General features: G+C 67.0%; 16 protein-coding genes. 9 read left to right on the top strand and 7 right to left on the bottom strand.

From position 1 onward, the window contains the following. Positions 1-9: 9 nt before the first annotated feature. Positions 10-492 (bottom strand): GAF domain-containing protein, encoded by a 483-nt coding sequence (locus AC4OR5_RS05740; protein ID WP_003090905.1) that lies wholly within the window; start codon positions 490-492, stop codon positions 10-12. Beyond that, positions 489-1379, bottom strand: coding sequence for an ATP-binding protein (locus AC4OR5_RS05735; RefSeq protein WP_023095428.1), 891 nt, complete (start codon positions 1377-1379; stop codon positions 489-491). The genes AC4OR5_RS05740 and AC4OR5_RS05735 overlap by 4 nt, the downstream gene beginning before the upstream one ends. A gap of 82 nt (positions 1380-1461) precedes the next feature. On the opposite strand from AC4OR5_RS05735, the gene sagS reads away from it, so the two are divergent. Continuing rightward, complete coding sequence (gene sagS, locus AC4OR5_RS05730; protein WP_058160192.1) at positions 1462-3822, top strand: two-component system sensor histidine kinase/response regulator SagS; 2361 nt, start codon at positions 1462-1464, stop codon at positions 3820-3822. Between the two features lie 18 nt (positions 3823-3840). On the opposite strand, the gene ospR is transcribed toward sagS, so the two are convergent. The 3 genes from ospR to msrB all read right to left on the bottom strand — a co-directional run bounded on the left by ospR (position 3841) and on the right by msrB (position 5324). After that, positions 3841-4332, bottom strand: coding sequence for a hydroperoxide stress response transcriptional regulator OspR (gene ospR / locus AC4OR5_RS05725; protein WP_003090908.1), 492 nt, complete (start codon positions 4330-4332; stop codon positions 3841-3843). Beyond that, complete coding sequence (locus AC4OR5_RS05720; protein WP_058160193.1) at positions 4329-4814, bottom strand: glutathione peroxidase; 486 nt, start codon at positions 4812-4814, stop codon at positions 4329-4331. The genes ospR and AC4OR5_RS05720 overlap by 4 nt, the downstream gene beginning before the upstream one ends. Before the next feature lie 111 nt (positions 4815-4925). Next, the gene (msrB, locus tag AC4OR5_RS05715; protein ID WP_003090911.1) at positions 4926-5324 is read right to left on the bottom strand and encodes a peptide-methionine (R)-S-oxide reductase MsrB; all 399 of its coding nucleotides are present in this window, start codon (positions 5322-5324) and stop codon (positions 4926-4928) included. Between the two features lie 184 nt (positions 5325-5508). On the opposite strand from msrB, the gene AC4OR5_RS05710 reads away from it, so the two are divergent. The 4 genes from AC4OR5_RS05710 to AC4OR5_RS05695 all read left to right on the top strand — a co-directional run bounded on the left by AC4OR5_RS05710 (position 5509) and on the right by AC4OR5_RS05695 (position 9501). Beyond that, the gene (locus tag AC4OR5_RS05710) at positions 5509-6720 is read left to right on the top strand and encodes a pyridoxal phosphate-dependent aminotransferase (RefSeq protein ID WP_003090913.1); all 1212 of its coding nucleotides are present in this window, start codon (positions 5509-5511) and stop codon (positions 6718-6720) included. Positions 6721-6771: 51 nt separating this feature from the next. Beyond that, positions 6772-7224, top strand: a complete 453-nt coding sequence (locus AC4OR5_RS05705) for a hypothetical protein (protein WP_033942456.1) — start codon at positions 6772-6774, stop codon at positions 7222-7224. 133 nt (positions 7225-7357) lie between these two features. Further along, the gene (htpX, locus tag AC4OR5_RS05700; RefSeq protein ID WP_003090915.1) at positions 7358-8233 is read left to right on the top strand and encodes a protease HtpX; all 876 of its coding nucleotides are present in this window, start codon (positions 7358-7360) and stop codon (positions 8231-8233) included. A 140-nt stretch (positions 8234-8373) separates the two neighbouring features. Then, entirely contained in the window at positions 8374-9501 is a 1128-nt protein-coding gene (locus AC4OR5_RS05695; protein ID WP_023106278.1) for a M14 family metallopeptidase, read from the top strand. A gap of 31 nt (positions 9502-9532) precedes the next feature. Here AC4OR5_RS05695 and AC4OR5_RS05690 read toward each other — a convergent pair whose 3' ends face one another. Together AC4OR5_RS05690 and AC4OR5_RS05685 are read right to left on the bottom strand one after the other, a co-directional pair. Then, the gene (locus AC4OR5_RS05690) at positions 9533-10189 is read right to left on the bottom strand and encodes a thiopurine S-methyltransferase (protein WP_058160194.1); all 657 of its coding nucleotides are present in this window, start codon (positions 10187-10189) and stop codon (positions 9533-9535) included. A gap of 55 nt (positions 10190-10244) precedes the next feature. Next, the gene (locus tag AC4OR5_RS05685) at positions 10245-10691 is read right to left on the bottom strand and encodes a universal stress protein (RefSeq protein ID WP_023097433.1); all 447 of its coding nucleotides are present in this window, start codon (positions 10689-10691) and stop codon (positions 10245-10247) included. A gap of 156 nt (positions 10692-10847) precedes the next feature. Between AC4OR5_RS05685 and AC4OR5_RS05680 the strand changes: the two genes are divergently transcribed. The 4 genes from AC4OR5_RS05680 to AC4OR5_RS05665 all read left to right on the top strand — a co-directional run bounded on the left by AC4OR5_RS05680 (position 10848) and on the right by AC4OR5_RS05665 (position 16031). Next, positions 10848-11780 carry a LysR family transcriptional regulator gene (locus AC4OR5_RS05680; RefSeq protein ID WP_003090919.1) on the top strand — a complete coding sequence of 311 codons (933 nt, stop codon included), beginning with the start codon at positions 10848-10850 and terminating at the stop codon, positions 11778-11780. Positions 11781-11917: 137 nt separating this feature from the next. Then, positions 11918-13519, top strand: a complete 1602-nt coding sequence (locus tag AC4OR5_RS05675; protein WP_023125673.1) for an MFS transporter — start codon at positions 11918-11920, stop codon at positions 13517-13519. A gap of 11 nt (positions 13520-13530) precedes the next feature. Beyond that, positions 13531-14595, top strand: coding sequence for an HlyD family secretion protein (locus AC4OR5_RS05670; RefSeq protein WP_023125672.1), 1065 nt, complete (start codon positions 13531-13533; stop codon positions 14593-14595). Next, entirely contained in the window at positions 14592-16031 is a 1440-nt protein-coding gene (locus AC4OR5_RS05665) for an efflux transporter outer membrane subunit (RefSeq protein WP_058160195.1), read from the top strand. Before AC4OR5_RS05670 ends, AC4OR5_RS05665 begins: the two co-directional genes overlap by 4 nt. Positions 16032-16045: the final 14 nt, after the last annotated feature.

Genomic DNA, 16045 nt, shown 5'->3' with positions numbered 1-16045 from the left:
ACGCGTCGCTCAGCAGTCCGTCAGGCGCAGGAATATCTCCACCAGGCCTTCGATCCCGGCCTGGTCCTCGGCGCTGAAGCGTCCCACGCTCGGGCTGTCCAGATCGAGCACAGCGACCAGGCGGCCGTCCTTGAGCAGGGGCACCACCAGTTCGCTGCTGGAAGCGCTGTCGCAGGCGATGTGGCCGGGAAACGCGTGGACGTCGTCGACCCGCTGGGTCAGCCGGGTACGCGCCGCGGCGCCGCAGACGCCCTTGGAGAAGGGAATGCGGACGCAGGCGACCTTGCCCTGGAACGGTCCCAGGACCAGTTCCTCGTTGCGGTTCAGATAGAAGCCGGCCCAGTTCAGGTCGCCCAGCTCATGGAAGAGAAAGGCGGAGAACTGCGCGGCGTTGGCGATGAAATCACGCTCGTCGGCGAATAGCGCCTCGGCCTGCGCCGCCAGCAGGGCGTAGCCGGCCAGCCCGGCGCCAGATTGCTGCAGATCGATCATACCTGGCGCTCCAGCAGTTGCTTGCCCACCCAGTAGCGGGAGAACTGATAGGCGCAACGGCCGTTGCGGTTGCCGCGGCCAAGCGCCCAGCGGATCGCTTCCTTCTCCAGCTCCTCGCTCCAGCTCCAGGCCAGCCCGGCCTTCTCCGCGAGCACGTCCACCCAGTGGCGAACCACGCTGAGGAAATGCTCCTGGGTGAAGGGATAGAACGACAGCCACAGGCCGAAACGGTCGGACAAGGCGATCTTGTCCTCCACCGCTTCGTTGGGATGCAGCTCGCCGTCCACCATCTTCCAGTTCTCGTTGTCGCTCTGCTTCTCCGAAACCAGGTGCCGGCGGTTGGAGGTGGCGTAGAGCAGCACATTGTCCGGCGCCTGCTCCAGCGAGCCGTCGAGCACGCTCTTGAGTACCCGGTAGTCGCCTTCCCCGGCATCGAACGAGAGGTCGTCGCAGAACAGCACGAAGCGCTGCGGCAGGCCTTGCAGTTGCTCGACCACGCGCGGCAGGTCGGCCAGGTGGTCGCGCTCGATCTCGATCAGGCGCAGCCCGGCGCCGGCCAGCTCGGCCAGCAGCGCACGAACCAGAGAGGACTTGCCGGTCCCGCGGGCCCCCCAGAGCAACGCGTGGTTGGCCGGCTGGCCGGCGACGAACTGGCGGGTGTTGCGTTCCAGTTGCTCGCGCTGCCGCTCTACGCCCAGCAGGTCGGCCAGGCGCAGGTCGAGGCTGACCTCCAGCGGCTGCAGGTAGCCACTGCGGCCGTCGCGGTGCCAGCGCGCCGCCAGGCTGCGCTCCCAGTCGACGGCTTCGCGTACGGCCGGCAGCAGCGGCTCCAGGCGCGCGAGCACGCTTTCGGCGCGGGCAAGAAAATCGCTCAATCGGGAATCCACTCTGTTCTCCTCGGATCGGACTGACGTCACGGATCGATCATCGGTTGCGCCCAGGAACCCCGACAGACGGTCGGGATGGGCTATGCTAGGCGGCAGAACCTCGCCAAGGCTGATCCCCGCCCCCATGGATATAGCGCTGACCCATCGCCTGTCGTTCAAACAGGCCAGCCTCACCGTGCTGGTGGCCTTTATCCTGGGAACCCTGCTCAGCCTGATTCAGGTTGGCGTCGATTATGCCAGCCAGGACGCATCCATCAATCGCGAAGTGCGCGCGCTGCTGGACGTCAGCCACAACCCCGCCGCGCGAATCGCCTACAACATCGATGCGGAGCTGGCCCAGGAGCTGGTCCTCGGCCTGCTGCGTTCGCCCGCCGTGGTCCGCGCGGAAATCATCGACACCTCCGGCCTGCCGCTGGCCAGCGCCTCGCGCGAACCCGCCGAAAGCCGCCTGCGGCCGCTCAGCGACTTCCTCTTCGGCCACAAGCGGGTCTACGAGGACCCGTTGCATGTCGACCATGCGCCGGGCGAGGCCCTCGGCGTACTGCAGCTGGAAATCGACACCTTCGTGTTCGGCAACGACTTCCTCCGTCGCGCCGGCATCACCCTGCTCTCCGGCTTCGTGCGCAGCCTGCTGCTGTCGCTGATCCTGCTGGTGCTCTTCTACACCCTGCTGACCAAGCCCCTGGTCAGCCTGATCCAGGCCCTCAGCGGACACGATCCACGCTCGCCGGCACGCATGCGCCTGCCCTGCCCCAAGGGCCACGAACGCGACGAGATCGGCGTGCTGGTGGAAGTCATCAACCGCCAGCTCGGGCGCATCTCGGTAGAGATCGAACAGCGCCGGGAGGCGGAGAACCGCCTGACCCAGTACCTGGAGGAGCTGGAAAGCATCGTCGCCGCCCGTACCGCCGAGCTGAAGGCCGCCAACGCGCGCCTGACGCTGTCCAACCAGGAACTCGAAGAAGCCCGCCAGACCGCTCTCGACATGGCCCAGGCCCGCGCCAGCTTCCTGGCCAACATGAGCCACGAGATCCGCACCCCGCTGAACGGCCTGCTCGGCATGCTCTCGCTGAGCCTCGACGGCCCGCTCACCCCGGAACAGCGCCAACAGCTGTCGATCGCCCACGACTCCGGCAAGGTACTGGTGGAATTGCTCAACGACGTGCTCGACCTCTCCAAGTTCGAGGCCGGGCAACTGGTCCTGGAACAGATCCCGTTCGACCTGGGCGTCCTGGTGGAAGACACCGCCAGCCTCCTCTCGCAGAACGCCGCGGCCGGCGTGGAGTTGACCTGCCTGGTCGACCCCACCCTGCCCGCCCAGGTTTCCGGCGACCCGACGCGGATTCGCCAGGTCGTCAGCAACCTGCTGTCCAACGCGCTGAAGTTCACCCGCCTGGGGCGGGTCGACGTTCGCGTGGAAGCCACCGCCGAGGGTGTGCGCATCAGTGTGCGCGACACCGGCATCGGCATCGCCCAGGAGGCGCTGGATCGCATCTTCCAACCGTTCACCCAGGCCGACGCGGGTATCACCCGCCAATACGGCGGCACCGGCCTCGGCCTGGCCCTCACGCGCAAGCTGTGCGAGGCCATGCAGGGCGAACTGACGGTGGAGTCGACGGTCGGCCTGGGCAGCCTGTTCAGCGTCGGCCTGCCGCTGGCGCCGGTCAGCCCTCCGCTACAGGCGCTGCCGCTGCGCGGCCGGGTGATCGCGCAATGCTCGGCCAACAGCGGGCTGGCGCAGCTGCTGCAAACCTGGCTGCCGCGCTGGAGCCTGGAGTACAAGCGTCTGGAGACCGACGACAGCCTGCTCGGCCACTCGCTCGACGTACTGATATCGGATTGCCCGGACTGCCTGATGGGACTGCGTCCGAGCATCGGTACGCCGATCCTGCTGGTCACCGCCTACGGCAGTTTCCTCGAACCGGAGCTGGCCCGCCGCCTGTCGCCGTTGCGCCAACTGGCCAGGCCGCTGAGTCGCAACCAGTTGTACCAGGCCCTGAAACACGTGCTCGAACACACCGCCATAGCCCCGTCGAGCGCCTCGGACACCGCGGGAGAACAGCGCAACACCCGGGTCCTGCTGGTAGAGGACAACCCGGTCAACCAGTTGGTCGCCAAGGGCCTGCTGCACAAGCTCGGCTGCCAGGTATGGATCGCCGAACACGGGCTGAATGCCCTGAAGATGCTGGAGGAGCATCCCATCGACCTGGTCCTGATGGACTGCAACATGCCGGTGATGGACGGCTACGAAGCGACCCGGCAGATCCGCGACAGCGGACGCTGGGGCGGCCTGCCGATCATCGCGCTGACCGCCAACGCCCTGCCGGACGAGCGCGAACGTTGTCGTGCCGCCGGCATGGACGACTACCTGGCCAAGCCCTTCCACCGCGACGAACTGAAGGCCATCCTCGACCGCTGGTGCCCGCTCACCGCGGGCGACTAGCCGGTCTCGCGACGACGGCTAGCCTCCCACCACCAGGCGAAAACGCGACAGCAACCCGCCCAGGCGCTGGTGCAGGTCGAACATCTCGTTGAGGTCGAAACCAGTGCTGCAGATCAGTTGCTGGCGCAGCGGAATGACCCGTTCGCGCAAGGTGATCCCTGGCACCGTCAGCGCCAGGTGCACCTCCCGCTCATCGTGGCTGGCGCGACGGCGATCCACCAGGCCGAGCTGTTCGAGGCGCTTGAGCAACGGCGTCAGGGTTCCCGAGTCGAGCAGCAGGCGGTCGCCCAGGGCCTTCACCGTCGGCTGCTCCGGCGGGCTCGCATGCCACTCCCAGAGCACCAGCATGACCAGGTACTGCGGATAGGTCAGGCCGATCTGTTCGAGCAGCGGCCGATAGCCGCGGATCACTGCGCGCGAGGCGGCGTACAGCTTGAAACACAGCTGGTTGTCGAGCAGCAGCGATTCTTCGACGCCATCCGGTCTGGCGACTTTTCCCCGGGTGCTCATTCAAGCAGCGCCTCGATCGCCGAACTCAGCTCCTCCGGCTTGGTGGTCGGCGCGTAGCGCTTCACCACCTGGCCATCGCGGCCGATCAGGAACTTGGTGAAGTTCCACTTGATGCCCTGGCTACCGAGCAGGCCCGGTGCGCGCTTCTTCAGGCTGACGAACAACGGGTGGGCGTCGGCGCCGTTGACCTCGATCTTCCTGAACAGCGGGAAGCTCACCCCGTAGTTCAGCTCGCAGAACTGCGAAATCTCGCCCTCGTCGCCCGGTTCCTGCTTGCCGAACTGATTGCAGGGGAAGCCGAGCACCACCAGTCCGCGCTCACGGTATTTTTCCCACAAGGCCTCCAGCCCCTGGTACTGCGGGGTGAAGCCACACTTGCTGGCGGTGTTCACCACCAGCAACGCCTTGCCGCCGAAATCGGCCAGGGTCTTCTGTTCGCCCTTGATGGTGGTGCAGGGAATGCTCAGCAGCGAATCGCTCATGGCTTGTCTTCCTTGTTGAGGGTGGGTCTCGAAACAAAGTAGCTCGCAATTCAATTGCACACAACTTGATTGAATGAAAAACGACCCGAACCAAAGACGGGTCGTCGCTCTCTAGCTCTCCCGCGGCACCAGCTTCAGCGAGGCCGAGTTGATGCAGTAACGCAACCCGGTGGGCCGGGGGCCATCCGGGAAGACGTGCCCCAGGTGGGCATCGCAGCGGCCGCAGCGGACTTCGATGCGGTGCATGCCATGGCTGAAGTCGTCCAGTTCGCGGACCGCCTCGGCGTCCACCGGCTGGAAATAGCTCGGCCAACCGCTGCCGGAGTCGTACTTGGCGTCGGAGTCGAACAACGCCGTGCCGCAGCAGGTGCAATGATAGATCCCGGGGGTCTTGGTGGCGTGGTATTCGCCACTGAAGGCGCGTTCGGTACCGCCCAGGCGACAGATGTGGAACTGCTCTTCGGTCAACTCCTCGCGCCAGGAGTCCAGGGGTTTGTCGATCTTGCTCATCGGCTCTACCTCGCGATCTGAAAAATGCCCGGCGCTCCCTTTTCCGGGGGACGGGCCGCACGTATCATGCGTGCTCCTTATAGACGCCAGTCTGTCATCCGCGTTACAGCCTGCCAAGCCGCGATCCAGCGGGCTTTTCGCAGCCTGTTCCACGGTGTTCGCTCACTTCGGGACTCGACACATCATGCAGGTCAGCAAATCGAACAAGCTCGCCAACGTCTGCTATGACATTCGCGGGCCGGTGCTCAAGCACGCCAAACGCCTAGAGGAAGAGGGTCACCGCATCCTCAAGCTGAATATCGGCAACCCGGCGCCGTTCGGTTTCGAAGCTCCCGAGGAAATCCTCCAGGACGTCATCCGCAACCTGCCGACCGCCCAGGGCTACAGCGACTCCAAGGGCCTGTTCAGCGCGCGCAAGGCAGTGATGCAGTATTACCAGCAGAAGCAGGTGGAAGGCGTCGGCATCGAGGACATCTACCTCGGCAACGGCGTGTCGGAACTGATCGTGATGTCCATGCAGGCGCTGCTGAACAACGGCGACGAGGTGCTGATCCCCGCTCCCGACTACCCGCTGTGGACCGCCGCGGTCAGCCTCGCCGGCGGCAAGCCGGTGCACTACCTGTGCGACGAGCAGGCCAACTGGTGGCCGGACCTGGAAGACATCAAGGCTAAAATCACGCCGAACACCAGGGCGATGGTGATCATCAACCCGAACAACCCCACCGGCGCGGTGTATTCCAGGGAAGTGCTGGAAGGCATGGTCGAGCTGGCCCGCCAGCACAACCTGGTGCTGTTCTCCGACGAGATCTACGACAAGATCCTCTACGACGGCGCCGTCCACGTCTCCACCGCCTCGCTGGCGCCGGACGTGCTCTGCCTGACCTTCAACGGCCTGTCCAAATCCTACCGGGTGGCCGGCTTCCGCTCCGGCTGGGTGGCGATCTCCGGGCCCAAGCAGCGGGCACAGAGCTATATCGAAGGTCTCGACATCCTCGCCAACATGCGCCTGTGCGCCAACGTCCCGGCGCAGCACGCGATCCAGACCGCCCTGGGCGGCTACCAGAGCATCAACGATCTGGTCCTGCCGCCGGGACGCCTGCTGGAGCAGCGCAACCGCGCCTGGGAACTGCTCAACGACATCCCCGGGGTCAGCTGCGTGAAGCCGATGGGCGCGCTGTACGCCTTCCCGCGGATCGACCCGAAGGTCTGCCCGATCCACAACGACGAGAAGTTCGTCCTCGACCTGCTGCTCTCGGAAAAACTGCTGATCGTCCAGGGCACCGCCTTCAACTGGCCGTGGCCCGACCACTTCCGGGTGGTCACCCTGCCCCGCGTCGACGACCTGGAGCAGGCGATCCTGCGCATCGGCAGCTTCCTCAAGGGCTACCAGCAGTAACCCCCCCGCTCCCGCGGCGCCACTGGCGCCGCCCTGCCCGGCGACCCATCCATGGACCTGCAGATCGACGACTTCCACAAGGACGCCGCTGGCGGCCTCCTGCTTCTCTACCAGGCGTTTCCGCGCAAGACCGCGCTCTACGTCGAAGACCTGATCGGCCGCGAGGCGCCGGACGAGTTCGGCCTGCCGAGCAAACGTCACCAAAGTTGTCTGGGCGCGCTGCTCTGGCTCGCCGAGGAAGGCTACCTGCGCTTCGCCAGCACCATTCATTACGAGGCTCTCGACCAGGCGGTGCTCAGCGAAAAGGCTTTCCTAAGACTTACCCGTATCGTCCCCCGGGCCGCGGCGGCGCTGGCCGAGGCGCCGGCCAGCGTGCGCCGCGAACAGGCCAGCCTGGCCAACCAGTTGCGCCAGGCGCTGGCGCAGGGCGACGGCGAACGCCTGGCCGGGCTAACCCGCCTGCTGTTCGAGGGCAACCTGGGCGCGCAAGGCGACACAGTTTGAAATAGTCCCTCGATTGAATCGCCATGGACCGCCCCTTATATAACCCCGCATGATTATCAGGAGCCCGTTCGCCCGCCCCGGCGGCCTGCGAACCGCGCTCCGTGCCTTCAGCCGTGAGGAGAAGCTTTACACCATGATGCGCATCCTGTTGTTCCTGGCCACCAACCTGGCAGTCCTGGTGATTGCCAGCATCACCCTGAAACTGCTCGGGGTGGACCGCTTCACCGGCCAGAATTACGGCAGCCTGCTGGTCTTCTGCGCCGTGTTCGGTTTCGCCGGTTCGCTGGTCTCGCTGTTCATCTCCAAGTGGATGGCGAAGATGAGCACCGGTACCGAAGTCATCAGCCAGCCGCGCACCCGTCACGAACAGTGGCTGCTGCAGACCGTCGAAGAGCTGTCCCGCGAGGCCGGCATCAAGATGCCGGAGGTCGGCATCTTCCCCGCCTACGAGGCCAACGCCTTCGCCACCGGCTGGAACAAGAACGACGCGCTGGTCGCGGTCAGCCAGGGCTTGCTCGAACGTTTCTCGCCCGATGAGGTGAAAGCCGTCCTCGCCCACGAGATCGGCCACGTCGCCAACGGCGACATGGTCACCCTGGCGTTGATCCAGGGCGTGGTGAACACCTTCGTGATGTTCTTCGCGCGAATCTTCGGCAACTTCGTCGACAAGGCGATCCTGAAGAACGAGGACGGCCCGGGCATCGGCTACTTCGTCGCGACCATCTTCGCCGAACTGGTGCTCGGCATCCTCGCCAGCATCATCGTCATGTGGTTCTCGCGCCGCCGCGAGTTCCGCGCCGACGCCGCCGGCGCCCACCTGGCCGGCACCGGCGCGATGATCGCCGCGCTGCAACGCCTGCGTTCGGAACAGGGCGTGCCAGTGCAGATGCCCGACACCCTGAACGCCTTCGGCATCAATGGCGGCCTCAAGCACGGCCTGGCCGGCCTGCTGATGAGCCACCCGCCGCTGGAAGATCGTATCGAAGCGCTGCGCGCCAGCGCACGCTGATCCGCTTTCACACTTGGGACAGGGCGACCATCGGTCGCCCTTTTTTTATGCCCGGGAAAGCCACCTATCCATGGTCGCTTTGACAGCCGCGGGCCAGCCCCGGAACATGCGGGTCCGTGATTTCGCCCGATGAGGTTCCCATGCAGATCCGCGCCGATTTCGACAGCGGCAACATCCAGGTCATCGATGCCAGCGATCCCCGCCGGATCCGCCTGGCGATCCGTCCCGACCTGGCCAGCCAGCATTTCCAGTGGTTCCACTTCAAGGTCGAGGGCATGGCTGCCGCCACCGAGCACCGCTTCACCCTGGTCAACGCCGGCCAGTCGGCCTACAGCCATGCCTGGAGCGGCTACCAGGCAGTCGCCTCGTACGATGGCGAACGCTGGTTCCGCGTACCGTCGCAATACGACGCCGACGGCCTGCATTTCCAGCTGGAACCGGAGGAAAGCGAAGTCCGCTTCGCCTACTTCGAGCCCTACAGCCGCGAACGGCATACCCGCCTGGTCGAACGTGCGCTCGGCATCGAGGGCGTCGAACAGCTCGCCGTCGGCACCAGCGTGCAAGGCCGCGACATCGAATTGCTGCGGGTCAGGCGCCATCCCGACAGCCACCTGAAGCTGTGGGTCATCGCCCAGCAGCATCCCGGCGAGCACATGGCCGAATGGTTCATGGAAGGCCTGATCGAGCGCCTGCAGCGGCCGGACGACACGGAAATGCAGCGCCTGCTGGAAAAGGCCGACCTGTACCTGGTGCCGAACATGAACCCGGACGGCGCGTTCCACGGCAACCTGCGCACCAACGCCGCCGGCCAGGATCTCAACCGGGCCTGGCTGGAGCCGAGCGCCGAGCGCAGCCCGGAAGTCTGGTTCGTCCAGCAGGAGATGAAGCGCCATGGCGTCGACCTGTTCCTCGACATCCACGGCGACGAGGAAATCCCCCACGTATTCGCCGCCGGCTGCGAGGGCAACCCGGGCTATACGCCCCGCCTGGAACGGCTCGAGCAACGCTTCCGCGAGGAACTGATGGCGCGCGGCGAATTCCAGATCCGCCATGGCTACCCACGCAGTGCGCCGGGCCAGGCCAACCTGGCGCTGGCCTGCAACTTCGTCGGGCAGACCTACGACTGCCTGGCGTTCACCATCGAGATGCCGTTCAAGGACCACGACGACAACCCGGAGCCCGGGACCGGCTGGTCCGGCGCCCGCTCCAAGCGGCTCGGCCAGGACGTCCTGAGCACCCTTGCGGTGCTGGTCGACGAACTCCGCTGAAAATGGACGGGGCGCCGCGCGGCGCCCCGTTTCAGCCTCTCTCCAGCAGGTAGACGGCCTCGTCCAGCCAGGACACCCCGCGCTCGAGGAATTTCCAGTTGACGCCGAGCACGTCGCCGCGCTCCAGTTCCTCGATCCGCCAACCGCCAGCGTAGTAGCCACGCACCTCCTCGTCGGGCACGGCGAACGGCGGACCGGCCATCTCCGCCTGCGGGTAGTCGATGGTGACCAGCAAGCCGAGGCTGCGCGTCGGCAGGACCGACTGGAGATGCCCGGCATAGCGCTCGCGCATCTCCGGCGGCAGGGCGATCAGCGCGGCGCGGTCGTAGAACGCCCTGCACTGCGCCAGGTGCTCTGCCTGCAAGGCGAAGAAATCACCCTGCAGCAGGGTGATGCCGGCGACCCGGTAGCGGCGGAAACCACCCAGTTGATCGATCTCGGGGCGCAGGTCGTGCTCCTCGAAGAAGTCGCTCACGGCCTTTTCCGAAAGCTCCACCCCCAGCACCTCCAGCCCCTGGGCGGCCAGCCAGGCCAGGTCCAGGGTCTTGCCGCACAACGGCACCAGGATCTGTTCGCCCGCTTGCAGTCGCAGCCGCGACAGGTGGCGCATCAGGTAGGGATTGATCTCGTCCAGGTGGAAGCCGATCTGGTTGTTCGCCCAGCGGGCGTGCCAAAAATCCGCCTGCATCCTGCCCTCCGCATTCGTGGAAAAACCCGCAAGGTGGCGACAATCGGCCGGCAGGTCAACTCCCCTGCGCATCTTCCTCACGCACTTCCACCAGCACCGGACACGGCGCCTCGCGGATCACCCGGTCGCCGACCGAAGGATCGAGCAGGCGCTCCAGCCGTCCCAAGTGCCGATGGCCGATGACGATCAGCTCACAGCCCAGGCGCCGCGCCTCGCCCAGGATCACCTGCACCGGGTCGCCGGCGCGTAGCTCGGCCTGTACCTCCAGCTCGCACCCGGCTAGCAGCGCACGGGCCTCATCGAGCACCTGCCGGGCCTCTTCGCACTCGTGCGCGGCGGGCGGATAGTCGAGCAGCGTCGGCCGGCCCGGCAACGCATAGCCGGCGTCCACCGCGCACAGCAGGTGGACCCTCGCGCCCGGCGCGGCGGCCTGCCGCGCCAGCTCGGCAATGCGACGGGTCTGCGGGCCGCCGTCGATGGCGACCAGGAGTGTATGGAACATCGGCAAATCCTCGGACAGGGCGTACACCGGCATTCTTCGGTAGCCACCGGCGCGCGTAAAGGCATCGCGGACGCAATCCAGCAATGCAGCGAACGCACGTCTGGGAGAACGAAAGACTGCACCTTGCGCACTCAAGGGTGCTTATACTTCCACTCCATGCATCTTCCCGATATGAATCTCCTGGTCGCCCTCAACGTTCTTCTCGAAGAGGGCAGCGTGGTCGGAGCCGCGCGCCGCATGCACCTCAGCCCACCGGCGATGAGCCGTACCCTGTCGCGGATCCGCGAGGCGGTAGGCGACCCGATCATGGTCCGCGCCGGCCGCAAGCTGGTGCCCACGCCCCGCGCCCTGGAACTGCAGGAGCAGGTCCGGCAGCTGGTGGACCAGGCCCGCGACCTGTTCAACACCCGCGAGACCATCCAACTGGACAAGCTGGAGCGCTGCTTCACCCTGCGTTCCAACAACACCCTGGTCGGCGGTCTGGCCACCCGCATACTGGAAATCTTCAGCAAGGAAGCGCCACGCTGTACCCTGCGCTTCGCCCCGGAATCGGACATAGACGACGAAGCCCTGCGGCAGAACCGCATCGACCTCTACATCGGCGCCTCGTCCTGGATGGAGCCCGAGGTCAAGACCCAGCAACTGCTCACCACCCGCTTCGTCGGCCTGGCCCGCCAGGGGCATCCGATCTTCGACGGCGACATCACCCCGCAGCGCTTCGCCGCCTTCCCCCACATCAGCGTCTCGCGCCGCGGACTCCACCACGGCCCGCTGGACCAAGCCCTGGGAGAGCTGGGGGTGACCCGCCAGGTCAAGCTGGTCTGCGCAACCTTCCACTCGGCGATCTTCGCCCTGCCCGGTTCCGACCTGCTGTTGCCGATCGCCGAGCACTCCCTGTGGCGGGCCAACCGACTGGGCCTGGGCCTGCGCCAGTTCGACATCCCGGTGCCATTGAAGACCGTGATGGTGGTCCAGGCCTGGCATCCACGCTTCGACAACGATCCCGCGCACCGCTGGTTCCGGCAAACGGTCAAGCGGCTTTGCGAGGAAGTGCAGAACGATCCCCATCCGCTGCTGGGCTCCAACTGATATAGATGCGTGGAATGCACTGATTCATTTCGATCATTTCAATTTTCACACTACCGGGACGCTCCTAGACTGCGGCGGAAATCAGAAGAGTTTCCGCCCATGTCTTGCTTCCCCACCCTCGCCGTAGCGAGGTCGCGATGACTTCGCTCGCCACCCCGCTCGGCCAGCCGACGCCAACCGCAGCCCCCGCCGCCCCCGCCGCCCAGCCTTTCGGCGCGCGCATCGTGGTCGGCCTGCTCGGCGTGCTGCTCGCCTCGCTCACCGCCGGTCTCAATGGTCATGTCACCGAGATCGCCATGACCGATGTGCGCGGCGCACTCGCCATCGGCCATGACGAAGGCACCTGGCTGACCGTGCTCTACGAAGCCACCCAGGTCGCCGCCATGGCATTCGCGCCCTGGTGTTCGGTGACCTTTTCCCTGCGCCGCTTCACGCTCTTCGCCATCGGCGGCTTCGCCCTGCTGGCCCTGCTCTGTCCGTTCGCGCCGAACCTCGAGAGCCTGCTGGTCCTGCGCACCCTGCAAGGGTTGATGGCCGGCTGCCTGCCGCCGATGCTGATGACCGTGGCGCTACGCTTCCTGCCGCCGGGGATAAAGCTCTACGGCCTGGGCGCCTATGCCCTCACCGCGACCTTCGGGCCCAACCTGGGCCTGCCGCTGGCGGCGTTCTGGTTCGAATACGTCGGCTGGCAGTGGGTGTTCTGGCAGGTCATTCCGCTGTGCCTGGTGGCGATGGCCGCGGTGTCCCATGGTCTGCCCCAGGACCCGGTGCGCCTGGAACGCTTCCGCCAGTTCGACGGCATCGGCCTGCTCACCGGTTTCCCGGCGATCTGCGCCCTGGTGATCGGTCTGCTGCAAGGCGAACGCCTGGACTGGTTCGAGTCGCCGCTGATCTGCCTGCTGCTGGGCAGCGGCAGCCTCCTGCTGGGGCTGTTCCTGGTCAACGAATGGAGCCACCCGCTGCCGTTCTTCCGCCTGCAGTTGCTGAAGCGGCGCAACCTGACCTTCGCCCTGATCACCCTGGCCGGCGTGCTGGTGGTGCTCGGCGCGAGCATGGGCGTGCCGACCGAATTCCTCGCCGAAATCCGCGGCTACCGCCCCCTGCAGAGCGTACCCATGGTGTTGCTGGTGGCTCTTCCGCAGCTCGTCGCGCTGCCGCTGGTGGCGGCCCTCTGCAACATCCCGCGGGTCGACTGCCGCTGGGTGCTGGCCTGCGGCCTGTGCCTGTGCGCCGGTGCCTGCCTGAGCTTCAGCCAACTGACGGCGGACTGGGTGCGCGAGGACTTCTACCTGCCGATGCTGTTACTGGTGGTCGGCCAGCCGATGGCGGTGATTCCGCTGCTGATGCTCTCCACCAGCGTCATCGCGCCCATCGAGGGACCCTTCGCCTCGGCCTGGTTCAACACCGTCCGTGGCTTCTCCGGGGTAGTCGCCACCGCGGTGATCGGCGCCCTCGGCACCGCCCGCGAGCACTACCACTCCAACCGCCTGGTGGATCACCTGGGCAATGCGTCCCAGGCCGTCGAACTGCGCCTGCAACAGATCGCCGGCCTGCAACCGGACGCCGACTCCGGCGCGCACTGGCAGCACCTGGCCGAACAGGCCCGCCAACAGGCCCAGGTGCTGGGCAACGCCGATGTGCTGCTGGCGATGGCCGGCCTGGCCTGCGCCCTGCTGATCCTGATTCCGATCCTGCCGCAACGGGCCTACCCGCCCCGCCCGGTCGCTCCCACACACTGAAAGGTCGCTGTATGTCGTTCATCACTTCGCGCAAGGGCAGCCTGCTGCTCGCCGCCCTGCTGGTCCTGGTCCTGCTGGTCTACCTGCTGTTCCACCTGCTCGCCCCACGGGTCGTGCAGAGCACCGACGACGCCTATGTGCACGCCGATTTCACCCTGGTCGCGCCGAAAGTCGCCGGCTTCGTCCAGGACGTCCTGGTCGAGGACAACCAGCCGGTCAAGGCCGGCCAGTTGCTCGCCCGCCTCGACGACCGCGACTTCCGCACCGCCCTGGCCGCCGCCGAGGCCGACGTGCTCGGTGCCGAGGCCAACCTGGCCAATGCCGAGGCCAACCTGCAACGCCAGCAGGCAATGATCGAACAGGCGCGGGCCAAGGTCCGCGCCGAGCAGGCCGAGCTGGTCTTCGCCCGTCACGAGCAAAGCCGCTACCAGACCCTCGCCAGCAAGGGCGCCGGCAGCCTGCAGAACGCCCAGCAGGCGCAATCGCGGATCGATACCGCCAGCGCCCGGCTGGCCGAGGGCCAGGCCGCGGTGGATGCCACGCGCAAGCAGGTGAGCGTCCTCGAAGCCCGCGTCGGCCAGGCCCGTGGCGACCTGCAACGCATGCAGGCGCGACGCGACCAGGCCCGCCTGGACCTCTCCTACTGCGAACTCCGCGCGCCCTTCGACGGCCAGGTCGGCCGCCGCCAACTGCGCGTCGGCGCCTATGTCACGCCGGGCAGCGCGCTGCTGGCGGTGGTGCCCCTGCAGCAGGCCTACGTGGTCGGCAATTTCCAGGAAACCCAACTGACCCACGTCTCTCCCGGACAGGCCGTGGAGATCCGCGTCGATACCTTCCCCGGCGAGGTTCTGCGCGGCCACGTCGACAGCATCGCCCCGGCCACCGGCCTGAGCTTCGCGCCGATCGCCCCGGACAACGCCACCGGCAACTTCACCAAGGTGGTCCAGCGGATCCCGGTGAAGATCGTTCTCGAGCCGCGCCAGGCCATGGCGGGCAAGTTGCGCGTAGGCATGTCGGTGGAAGCGCGGATCGACACCGCGACCGGCACCCACTCCGCCGAGGTCGCCCAGCAATGAAAGGCACTCCGCTCCTGCTTATTGCCAGCCTTACGCTCGGCGCCTGCAGCCTCGGCCCCGACTTCACCCGCCCGGACCGCCCTGCGCCCGGCGACTGGTCGCTCCAGGCCGCCGCCGGCAACCCCAGCCACCTCGCCGCCGCGCCACTCGCGGCACAATGGTGGACGCTGTTCGACGACGCGCAATTGAACGCCCTGCTGCAACGGGTCCAGCGTGCCAACCTCGACCTGCGCAGCGCCGCGGCGCGCCTGCAGCAGAGCCGCGCGATCCGTCGCAGCCTCGGCGGTGACGCCCTGCCCTCGGTGGACGCCAGCGGCAACTACCAGCGCCAGCGGACCACCAGCGCCGGCCTGTTCGATCCTTCCGGCAAGGCCGGCAAAGGCAACTACAACCACGCCCTGGCCGGCTTCGACGCCTCCTGGGAGCTGGACTTCTGGGGCCGCGTGCGACGCGAGCTGGAAGCCGCCGACGCGACGGTGGAAGCCAGCGAGAACGAACTGCGCGACGTGCAGGTCTCGGTGCTGGCGGAAGCCGCGCGCGACTATATCCAGTTGCGCGGCGAACAGAGCCGTGCGGCGATCATCCGCGACAACCTCGAGACCGCACGGCGCAGCCTGGAACTCACCCGCACGCGCCTGGCCAACGGCGTCGCCACCGACCTCGAGGTAGCCCAGGCGCTGGCCCAGGTGGCCAGCATGGAGGCACGCCTGCCCGAGGTGGAAAAGAACCAGGCGCACCTGGTCAACGCCCTTGGCTACCTGGTCGGAGCCAGCCCCGGCAGCCTGCTCGCCGAACTCGGCCCGGCGCGGGCGATTCCGCGTCCGCCGGGCAGCGTGCCGGTCGGCCTGCCGTCCGAACTGGCCCAGCGCCGCCCCGACATCCGTCGTGCCGAAGCGCGCCTGCACGCCGCTACCGCCAGCATCGGCGTGGCCAAGGCGGACTTCTATCCGCGCATCACGCTCAACGGCAACTTCGGTTTCGAATCCCTGCAACTGTCCAGCCTGGGCGACTGGGACCATCGCCAGTTCGCCATCGGCCCGGCGTTCAGCCTGCCGATCTTCGAAGGCGGACGCCTGCGCGGACGCCTGGAGCTACGCGAGGCACAGCAGCAGGAAGCCGCCATCGACTACCAGCGCACCGTGCTGCGTGCCTGGCAGGAAGTCGACGACGCGATGCACGACTACGCCGCCAACCAGCGCCGCCAGGAACGTCTCGGCGAAGCCGTGGCGCAGAACCGCCGCGCCCTGCAGAGCGCCCGCGAGCAATACCGCGCCGGCGCGGTGGACTTCCTCAGCGTGCTCGACAGCCAGCGGCAACTGCTGGACAACCAGGAACAGCAGGTCGCCAGCGACGAAGCGGTGTCTCTGACCCTGGTCAACCTCTACAAGGCGCTGGGCGGCGGCTGGAGCCCAACGTCCGACCCGGCGTCGGGCTGAGACGGCGCCGGGCG

This window comes from Pseudomonas sp. YA1, assembly GCF_058680555.1.
Note: the sequence above shows the minus strand (reverse complement) of the source record. Positions and strands in the feature narration are given on the sequence as shown.

Excerpts from the sequence above, each read along its gene's own strand:
- AC4OR5_RS05665 (WP_058160195.1), top strand. The coding sequence starts at position 14,592 with ATGAAAGGCACTCCGCTCCTGCTTATTGCCAGCCTTACGCTCGGCGCC.
- AC4OR5_RS05695 (WP_023106278.1), top strand. The coding sequence starts at position 8,374 with ATGCAGATCCGCGCCGATTTCGACAGCGGCAACATCCAGGTCATCGAT.
- AC4OR5_RS05690 (WP_058160194.1), bottom strand. The coding sequence starts at position 10,189 with ATGCAGGCGGATTTTTGGCACGCCCGCTGGGCGAACAACCAGATCGGC.
- AC4OR5_RS05675 (WP_023125673.1), top strand. The coding sequence starts at position 11,918 with ATGACTTCGCTCGCCACCCCGCTCGGCCAGCCGACGCCAACCGCAGCC.
- ospR (WP_003090908.1), bottom strand. The coding sequence starts at position 4,332 with ATGAGCACCCGGGGAAAAGTCGCCAGACCGGATGGCGTCGAAGAATCG.
- htpX (WP_003090915.1), top strand. The coding sequence starts at position 7,358 with ATGATGCGCATCCTGTTGTTCCTGGCCACCAACCTGGCAGTCCTGGTG.
- AC4OR5_RS05705 (WP_033942456.1), top strand. The coding sequence starts at position 6,772 with ATGGACCTGCAGATCGACGACTTCCACAAGGACGCCGCTGGCGGCCTC.
- AC4OR5_RS05740 (WP_003090905.1), bottom strand. The coding sequence starts at position 492 with ATGATCGATCTGCAGCAATCTGGCGCCGGGCTGGCCGGCTACGCCCTG.
- AC4OR5_RS05685 (WP_023097433.1), bottom strand. The coding sequence starts at position 10,691 with ATGTTCCATACACTCCTGGTCGCCATCGACGGCGGCCCGCAGACCCGT.
- AC4OR5_RS05670 (WP_023125672.1), top strand. The coding sequence starts at position 13,531 with ATGTCGTTCATCACTTCGCGCAAGGGCAGCCTGCTGCTCGCCGCCCTG.
- AC4OR5_RS05720 (WP_058160193.1), bottom strand. The coding sequence starts at position 4,814 with ATGAGCGATTCGCTGCTGAGCATTCCCTGCACCACCATCAAGGGCGAA.
- sagS (WP_058160192.1), top strand. The coding sequence starts at position 1,462 with ATGCTAGGCGGCAGAACCTCGCCAAGGCTGATCCCCGCCCCCATGGAT.
- AC4OR5_RS05710 (WP_003090913.1), top strand. The coding sequence starts at position 5,509 with ATGCAGGTCAGCAAATCGAACAAGCTCGCCAACGTCTGCTATGACATT.
- msrB (WP_003090911.1), bottom strand. The coding sequence starts at position 5,324 with ATGAGCAAGATCGACAAACCCCTGGACTCCTGGCGCGAGGAGTTGACC.
- AC4OR5_RS05680 (WP_003090919.1), top strand. The coding sequence starts at position 10,848 with ATGCATCTTCCCGATATGAATCTCCTGGTCGCCCTCAACGTTCTTCTC.